The organism is Chryseobacterium sp. JM1, assembly GCF_000737715.1.
Lineage (GTDB): Bacteria > Bacteroidota > Bacteroidia > Flavobacteriales > Weeksellaceae > Chryseobacterium.
In genome coordinates this window covers 1-10,103 of the sequence record NZ_JPRN01000027.1, presented here as the reverse complement: position 1 = coordinate 10,103, position 10,103 = coordinate 1, and the positions used below count along the sequence as shown (strand labels likewise).

3 protein-coding genes are annotated in these 10,103 nt (G+C 38.2%); all 3 read right to left on the bottom strand.

The window, feature by feature from the left end; translation table 11 throughout:
• Positions 1-2,977: amino acid adenylation domain-containing protein (locus IW22_RS23300; protein ID WP_034732102.1), on the bottom strand; the 2,977-nt coding region annotated here is incomplete at its 3' end.
• Between the two features lie 27 nt (positions 2,978-3,004).
• A complete protein-coding gene (locus IW22_RS23295) occupies positions 3,005-7,330 on the bottom strand; it encodes a type I polyketide synthase (RefSeq protein WP_034732100.1) in 4,326 nt (1,441 codons plus the stop codon).
• Positions 7,331-7,337: 7 nt separating this feature from the next.
• Positions 7,338-10,103 (bottom strand): non-ribosomal peptide synthetase (locus tag IW22_RS23290; RefSeq protein ID WP_034732097.1); only part of this gene is annotated, 2,766 nt, incomplete at its 5' end.

The following is a 10,103-nucleotide window of genomic DNA, read 5'->3' as shown; positions in this document are numbered from 1 at the left end:
CGGGTAAGCTGCGGCGGTCTATTTTTCCATTGCTGGTTAAAGGAATATTGTCAAGTTCTACATAGAAGCTTGGGATCATATATTGCGGAAGCTTAGACTCTAAATACTGAGCTAATGCCTGTTTGTCAACGGATGAATCTCCCACATAATACACCACAAGGTTCTTGTCGCCTTCGTGTTCTTTGACTTCTGTGACAGCGGATTTGATTTTTTCACTGTAAGAAAGTATCTGGCTGTCGATCTCGCCAAGTTCTATTCTGTGCCCATGGATCTTCACCTGGTGGTCGATTCTTCCCAAATACTCGATATTACCATCGGGAAGCCATCTTCCAAGATCTCCCGTGCGGTACATTTTGGTGCCTTCCACAAAAGGATTGGATACAAACTTCTCCGAGGTAAGGTCTTCTCTGTTTAAATAACCTCTTGTCAGACCGGAACCCGCGATATAAAGCTCGCCGCTTACGCCGATAGGAACTAAATGTTTATTTGAATCTAAAATGTAGACCTCTGTATTGGAGATGGGCTTGCCGATATTATTCGTATTATTCCCCGTATTCACAATAGAAGTAACCGTTGTTTCCGTAGGCCCAAATGAGTTAATGAGCTGGAAATTTCCTTCTTTTAATTTATGATACAAATTCAACGGAAGGCTTTCACCTCCGGAATTTAATATTCTAACGGTACCTGCTTGGGTGATATCTATAGTCTGTATTAATGAAGGAGTAAGATGTACGTAAGAAACATGATGATCCGAAAGCTTTTGAAGAAATGCTTTTTCATCAAGTAATACTTTATCTTTTATTAAGAGAAGGCTGTTTCCATTTAAAAGAGCAAGAAATATCTGCTCTACAGAAGCATCAAATACGTAATTGGCTGACTGAAGAAGCACATCGCTGTCATTCAATCCATAGCGGCGGTACACATCTGAAATTAAATTCACCACACCTGTATGTTCTACCATAACCCCTTTTGGATTCCCTGTAGTTCCCGATGTATAAATTACATAAGCTAAGTCATCTGATTTTATGACAGAGTGAGGGTTTTGTTCGGAATAATTGTGCCTTAATGCTTCAAATTCTGATAAGAACGTTTCATCGATATTAACTTTAGCCTGAGTATCTTTCAGAATAAAATCTATTCTTTCCTGAGGATAATCGGGAGATACAGGCACATATGCCGCCCCTGATTTTAAAATCCCAAGAATAGAGATGATCATGTTCTCACCCCGTGGCAGCTGAATACCAATCAAATCATCCGGCTGTATATCATATCGCGTTCTAAGATAGTGGGCTAATCTGTTGGACTGCTCATTTAATCCTCTGTACGTAAGTTCAGTACCCTCATCAATCAATGCTGTACGATCCGAAGATGCCTCAACCTGTTTTTCAAATAAACTTACGATTGTTTCCGTTTCCGGATATGCTATCTTGGAATCATTAAAGCTCTCCAATACTAATCTTTCTTCTGAGCCCAAATAATCTATGTTGGATAAAGCCATATCAGGAGAATGAACCAGAGCGTTCAGTACATTTTTAAAATGGTTGATGAATGAAGAGATCATCTCTTTTTCATAAATATCTGTATTGAATGCTGTAATCAGCGTTAAAAAAGAACCTCTATTGATCACCTCAAAATTAACATCAAATGCTCTTTGTCTTGATCCGAATTCCTGTATTTCCTCACTAAACACTAAGCTATCATCAGGACCCTCACTGATATAATCCTGAAATACCACTGTAATATCGAATAATGGATTTCTGCCGCTATGATGTGTTAATTGCAGATCTTCTACGACCATCTCGAATGGATAATCCTGATGGGAAAATGCCTGGGTAAAGGATTCTTTAGTCTTTCTGAATACATCTGAAAATGTATCTTCTTCAGGGTTTATGACATTGTTTAACGCTATGGTATTAACAAAAAGACCAAGCATTTCATCAATCTCAGGATGATTTCTACCCGAAGTAAATGTTCCCAGTGTAATATCTCTTTCCGAGGTATATTTATGAAGTAATATATTGATCACACTTAGTACGCCTACATACAGTGTTCCCTGATTAAGCTTAGAAAAAGCATCCAGCTTTTGGGTGAGTGCCTGTGAAATATCCGTCTTTAAAGTAAAACTGTTGAATGTCGTTGTATGAGGTCTGGATAAAGAGGACGGCAAATCTATGACAGGGATATTTTTAGATAAAAGATTGAGCCAGTAATTTCTGGAATTATTGTAGTTCCCGTTATCGATATTAGACTGCTTCCAGTATGTGTAGTCCAGGTACTGTAATGTTGGGGGCTCTATATTTTCTGAATTGGATAAGGCATTATAATAATCAAAAATTTTCTGCTTCAGCAGGACAGATGATACTCCATCCATAATAATATGATGGAAAATAAAGTACAATACAGTTTTATCTTTTAATTCAAAAATGATAGCTCTCAGCAAAGGTCCTTTACTCAGATCGAAAGCCAATGAATTTAGATGATCCATCTTTTCTTCGATCAGTTTTTCGGGATTCTCTTCGTCTTTAAGGTTGACGATATCTATATCAAAAGTATTCTTATCCTGATCTACAATAACCTGTCTCACTTCTCCATCCTCACTGAGTCTGAATACCGTTCTGAAGATTTCATGATCATTTGCCAGCTGTACAACGGAAGATCTTAGAATTTCTGTACTGTATTCCGCCGGTACTTCTACAGGATACTGGAGATGGTATGCTTTAGATCTCTCTTCCGTAATGCTTTGCAGCCACAGTCTCTTTTGAGCATCTGAAACAGGATGATCATTGCTGACGGAAGTATTTTTTATAATTCTGTTGGAACTATGCTTTAAAATGTAAGAGATGATTTCCTGTTTATACACCTTAATTTGATTGATAAGATCTTCTTCCACATCATCTTTAGTATCAATAACAAGGTTATCATTTTTTACAGATAAATGAATATTTCTAATTTTTAATTCTTCTAATAATTGTAACATATAAAAAATTGTATAGGAAATTTGAACTTATATTATAATTGTTTTGCGATCTGCATGGCTGTCCGGGGTAGCCTCAGTTTTTGAAATATACATGATCATGTCTATATGGAGCGCAAGTTCTTTGATGGTGGGCGAAGCATAGAGGTCCTGAGGGGTCATCTTCAAATCAAATTTTTTATTAATATTCCTCAGAATCGTCATAGCTTTCAGGGAATCTCCTCCCAATTCAAAAAAATTATCTGCCACTCCTACTTTTTTAGGCTCAAAGAAGCTGTTAAACATCTCACACAGCACTATTTCAGTATCCGAAACCGGTTCTATATATTCTTTGGTATACGTAGGAGTTGAAGGCACTGTTTCTGCTCTGCTGGAAGTTATTTTATAATCATACAGCAGGTAATTATTCGGATTTCTGACAGAAGTGATGATTTGATTACCATCTACTTGCGAAAACAAAGTAGCTTCAAGTATTGTAATCAATTGGCTGTCATTAATACTATTTTCGCTGAATCCGTCCAGATTAATACATTTCCAGTTTTTAAGATCTGATTTTCCGGTAATAAAATAATCCATATAAGAATTGGAAACAGCATAAGCTCCGAAAGTCTGGCCGCCTAATATGGATGACAGGCTGGAAGTTACCCAAACAAATTCAGGGTTTCTGTTTACAAAAGTTTGATACAAATTCCGGATGCCTTCTATCTTAGAAGAAAACTGTTCTTTCAGTACCTCTATTTCAAGGTTCTCAACAAGGGCTAAAGATTCCTGTGATGCGTTTCCGGCGAGGTTCAATACCCCGTCTATTTTACCATATTTTTCTTCAATATGATGAACAGCAGTATTCAAAGCTTCCAAATCAGAAATATCTGAACGGTAATAAGATACTTTATTTCCCAATTGACGTTTAATTTCTTCATCAAGATCTTTGGCTTCTTTTCTTCCCATGATGATTACCTTTGCATTCTGATTACAGAAATATTGGGTTAACACCTTACCTATTGTACCGGCACCACCTATTATCAAAATGACTTTAGAATCGAAATCATAGCGTTTTCCGCTGTCTAAGGAAAATTTTTCATAAAACGGCACATATCTTTGTCCGTCTTTATAGGCAACAACAGGATTGGAAAAGTTGTACTCTATTTCGTCCATTATCTCATGACCAGATACATCCGACGAAATATCCAGAAGTGAACTGTACATATTTTCATTTTCCTGCGCACATACATACAGCTGGTTAAATGATGACCGTAAAGCCATATTCTTTGCACCATGCGGGTTCATATCATTGAATCTCCCCAAAACCGTTATTTTGGAATGGCCAGCTCCGTCATTTAAAATACGGAACTTACTGATGACATTGAACAAGCTGAAAAGAGAAAGCATTGATTTAAAGTCATCCTGATGAATATCCCAGTTGAAAATAATCTGATGATAATGATTCTGATCTTTTTCAATTTGACTCAAAAATGTTTTCACGCTTTCGATATCAACACTGTGATCCTCATTTAGAAAGTCACTTTTTTTGGCTTCAGCAAAGTGATATTTTCTATCTGTTATTTCTCCAATGACAGTCTCTGAAAGAATTCCGGCATCAGAAAAAACAAGGTAAGCCTCTTCTGCCAGTTTCTTTTCTTTTCGAAGTTCACTTTGTTTCCATTTTCTTTTATAAAATAAGTCCGGAGAAGAAGGCTGATCACCTGTTACAAATCTTTTAAAGGGATTGACATGAAAATCCAACTTATTTTTTTCAAAAGCATACGTGGGAACTGGAATTTTTCTTCCGCTTTTATTTTCGTAATACTTTGTCCAGTCTACTTCCACTCCAGTCTGCCACAATTCTCCTAATGCCTGATTAACAAATCTTTGCTCCGAATCCTCATTTGATTTTCCCAACAGCTGAATGACTGTATTATTTTTACAGGATGCATTCCGTTTGATAGAATTGGTTAAAGTAGAAATTCCTATTTCAATGAATACCTTCTCTTTTCCATCATTCATTATATTTTCAATCCCTTTTTCAAAAAGAACCGTATTAAGCATCTGCTCTTTCCAATACGTCGGAGACATGGCTTCACTTTCTGAGATCAGCTTTCCGGTAAGATTTGAGATATAGGGAATCTGAGGTTTTGATAAGTTTATACCGGCGAATAGATGCTCAAATTCCGTGGCTACATCATCCATCAGATACGAATGGAAGGCATGGGATGTGCTTAGAAAAGCTGAACCTACATTCTTTTCATTTAACAGCGTAAAGAATTCATCAAGATCTTTCTCTCTGCCGGATAATACGGTTATCTTATCTGAATTGACTGCTGCGACGGAAATAGTATCAGGTATGATTTTTTGTATATTTTCATAGGATGAGTTTACCGCCATCATTTTTCCTACAGGAGCTTTATTCATTAAAAAAGCTCTTTCTGCCATCAGCAATACTCCTTCTTCAAAAGTAAATACCCCTGACATACAGGCGGCAACATATTCTCCCAAACTGTGCCCAATCATCAGAGACGGCTTTATTCCCAATTCAGTAAGCCATTGTGCCAGCGCATATTCCATGATGAATAACAGAGGCTGGGTGTATTGGGTTTCATTAATCAATTCAGGATCCGCGGTACTGTCATTATATCCCAGTATCTGAGCAAAATCGATATCAAATCTCTTATTTAAAATACCAAAACCTTCATCAATATATTTTCTGATTCCCTCTTCCTGATGGTACAGTTCCTCACCCATTTTGAAATACTGTGAGCCCTGTCCCGGGAAAACAAAGACAATTTCCTGAGAAGATTCTGCTTTTTTGTACTGTTCTTTTTGATGATCCAGCTCATTCAGCAATTCTTCTCTGTCATTAAAAATGATGAAGTTTCTGTATTCAAAACCGGCTCTACCTGTATTTAATGAGTAGGATATATCTGAAAGCGAAGTCTCCTTATTTTCCTGTACAAATGTTTTTAGTTTGGCACAATACCGGGCTAGTGCTTCGGGGCTTTTTGCAGAATAGGTTACAATGTGATTCCCTGTCCTATTTTTTCCCGTGTCAGATGATTCTGCTTGATAATCTTCTAAAATAGCATGTGCATTGGTTCCTCCTATTCCGAGGCTGCTTACCCCTGCAATACGCGGAAGATTATTTTTGGATTCCCACGGTTTGGTTTCTGTATTGACAAAGAAAGGACCTTTGTGAAAACTTACCTCTGAATTCGCTTTTTTATAATGCAGTGAAGGTGGAATAGCCCTATTTTTTAAGGCGAGTGCCGTTTTTATAATTCCTGCGATCCCTGCTGCATTACCTAAATGCCCCAAATTAGATTTCACCGTACCAATGGCACATTCAAAAGAATTATCATAGTTAAATGCTTTATTCAGGGCTTCAATTTCGATGGGGTCTCCTAATTTTGTACCTGTCCCGTGCGTTTCAATATAAGAAAATTCGTTCCCGGAAATCTTGGCAAAATTATGAGCATGTTTTATGCATTCGGACTGGCCGGATACACTTGGAGCAGTATACCCCACTTTTCTATTGCCATCGTTATTCACTGAGGTCGCTCTTATGATGGCATAAATATGATCATTGTCATTAATGGCATCTTCCAAACGTTTTAGTAAGATAACGCCTCCGCCTTCGGTACCTACAGTTCCTGAAGATTCATTATCAAATGCTCTGCAGTGCCCATCTTTGGAGGAGATCATGCCTTCTTCGTAGAAATATCCTTTTTCTTCTGAAGTTTTAAGGCCTATACCTCCTGCTACCGCCATTGCGCATTCTCTTAGCAGCAAGGCTCTGCATGCCGTATGTACTGCTACGAGAGAGCTTGAACATGCCGTATCAATAAAAAGACTCGGGCCTTTTAAATTGAGATTATAGGAAATCAGAGAACTGCAAAAGTTTTTATTATTGATTTGTGATAAATAAAAAGGATCTATTGTTTCTTTTTTATTGACCATCGTGTGAGCAATCCAGTTAAAATTATCATGGGCAGTAAGATATACCCCCACTTTCTCCTGAATTTTGAAAGGGTCATAGGAAGAATCTTCAAACACCTCCCAAACCAACTGATGCAAAATTCTGGTTTGCGGGTCCATGCTGTTGGCTTCATCTTTTGTGTATCCAAAAAAGGAATAATCAAAAGAATCAGAACCGTCAATAAACGTTTTTACTTTTACAAATTTTGGGTTTTCAATCGTTTTAGCCTCTACACCTTCTTCCAAAAGCTCCTGATCTGTATAAAACTTAATCAGCTCATTTCCGCTAACAAGGTTTTCCCAAAACATACCCGAATGTTCACTATCCTGAAATAAACAGGAAGTACCAATTATTGCGATGTCTCTTTTTAAGGATTCTCTTTTCATAGTAATATTAGTTAAAGTCGTCAATAAAGCTGTCTATGTGGTCCGACAGGTCTTCATCTTCATTAGTATTCGTCTCGGTATCAGGTGCATTCCTATTGTGTATGAATTTTGATAACTCCGCTATGGTAGGATGGGAAAAGAACTTGGCGATCTCTATTTCCCAACCGGCCCCTTGACGGAGTAACTGGGCGAATCTTATCAGGGATAGAGAATTCAGTCCCATATCAAAGAAGTTGTCATGGATACTCACTTCTTTAACATCATAGTTTAATAATTGAGAGAGGCTGTCCACTAATACATGTTCTATCTCCGTCTTTGGTGCTTCATATTCGTTCCTGATGAGATCTTCTGAGCTTACTTCAGGGAGACTCTTTCTGTCGATCTTTCCATTACTGGTCAATGGAATATTTTCCAGTTCCACATAGAACCCCGGAAGCATATACTGAGGTAATTTATTTTTTAAATATCCTGATAAACTTTGCTTATCTATGGCCTCCTCTGCCGTATAATATACTACCAGAATCCTGTCGCCATTATATTCTTTCACGTCAGTTACCGCATTTCTGATAGCTTTATGGTAAGATAAAACCTGACCGTCAATTTCACCAAGCTCTATCCTGTGCCCACGGATCTTGACCTGATCATCAATTCTTCCCAGATATTCGATGGTTCCATCCGGTAGCCATCTGGCCAAATCTCCTGTGCGATACATCTTTGTCCCTTCAACAAAAGGATTGTCTGCAAACTTTTCAGCCGTAAGATCTTCGTTGTTTAAATACCCCAGGGCTAACCCTGATCCGGTGATATGAAGTTCGCCGCTTACTCCTACCGGCACCAAATGTCCGTATCCGTCCAAAATATAAATTCCGGTATTGGCTATAGGCTTTCCGATAGATGGTGCTGAGAGATCAACTTTTTGGGCAATACATCCTACTGTTGCCTCTGTAGGACCATATTCGTCATAAACCTCAATATCTTCATTAATGGAGTGAATGATTTGAATATGCTCATGATAAAGCTTTTCTCCCCCTAAAATTATCTTACGGATACCTGTCTGATGAATTTCTGTATTCTTTAGTAATGAAATGTGAGAAGGTGTGAGTTTTAAGATATCTATATCTTTATTTTCAAAGGCCTTCATAAGAACCGATAAAATATCTTCTTCCTCTTCACCCAGCCATAATGAGCCTCCTCTGGTTAAAGAGCAAAATAATGCCGTAACCGAAAGGTCAAAAGAAATTGAGGTGAACAGCCCCCAGTTGCCACGATCTTCATTATTAAAATAGTACTGATTGCTCCAGCAAACATAGTTCATCAGGTTGGAATGGCTGATGCATACTCCTTTAGGATTCCCTGTAGTACCGGAAGTATAAATTATATAGGCCAGGCTTGAAGGATCCAAATCCATAGCAGGATCTTCTCTTGAATAATGATCCCTGTGTGTCATAAATTCTGACCAGAATGTCTCATCAATAAAAACTTTAGCCTGAGTATCCTTTAAGATATACTCCGTTCTCTCCGGAGGATGCGCTCTATCAATCGGGACATAGGCTCCTCCTGATTTTAATACCCCAAGAATGGACACGATCATCTTTTCCGTACGCGGAAGCTGAATGGCAATCAAATCATTCGCCATAACCGCATATTTTTTCTGAAGATAATGGGCCAGCTGATTGGCTTCTGAATTGAGTTCAGCATAATTAAGCCTTACATCATCAGATATCAATGCAGTATGGTTCGGACTATGATTTACCTGTTTCGCGAATAAGTTCAGTATGGTTTCTGAAGGATAAAATACCTCTGTTGTATTAAAGCCTTTCAGGACTAGGTTTCTTTCTTCTGCTCCCAAATAACTTATTTCCGAGACCTGCCTATCAGGAGAAGTTCTAAAGCTGTTCATGATATTATGGAAATGCAGTAACAGAGAGGCTACAGCTGAAGTATCATAAACTGATGAGTTATACTTAAACTCAATATGTAAGGAATCTGTATTAGGAATTACAACAATAGTAAGGTTATAGTTGGTATGTTCAAAACCTTGTGTATTTTCATAAACAAGACCTGTCATTTCCTGATCTTCCTTCCTTACATAATTTTCAAAAATGATTATATTGTTAATCAGCTCTTTGCCCAGTGAAGATAAAGACTGGATTTCTGCCAGACTGCTAAAGTGATTGCCTGTACTTTGGATAGAGTCCTGATGAAGCTTATTCAGCAGACTTCTCGGTGTCTCATCCCTGTCAAAGCTTACCCGTACAGGAATCGTATTGATAAACAGACCTACCATACTTTCAACACCCTCCAGGTCAGCAGGTCTTCCTGAGACTACGGAGCCGAAGACTACATCCTCCGATCTGTTGTATGAACTTAACAAATAAGCCCAAACTCCCTGTACATAGGTATTCAGGGTGATCCCTACATACTGGCAGAAGGCATCGATTTCCTGAAAAGTATGGTTCTCAATCACGAGGGTTTCTGCAAGATAATGGGAAGCTTTGCCCTGATCCGGTTTCTCGAAAGGAATCAAAGTAGGTGTAGTGATTCCTTCTAAATAATTCTTCCAATAGGTCATCGCCTCTTCTTTATCTACGCCTTCTAACCATTGGATATAGGAAGCGTATTTCTGAGGCTCAGCCAGGCTTAAGGATAATCCCTGCTGAAGGGAGTTCAGAATCGCAGAAAAATCATTGATCAGGATACTTAAGCACCAGCCGTCCATGATGATGTGGTGGTGGCTCCAGATAAATTCATAAGCGTTGTCCGGTAATTCTAC

Coding starts and splice junctions, on each gene's coding strand:
- IW22_RS23295 (WP_034732100.1), bottom strand. CDS start 7,330: ATGAAAAGAGAATCCTTAAAAAGAGACATCGCAATAATTGGTACTTCC.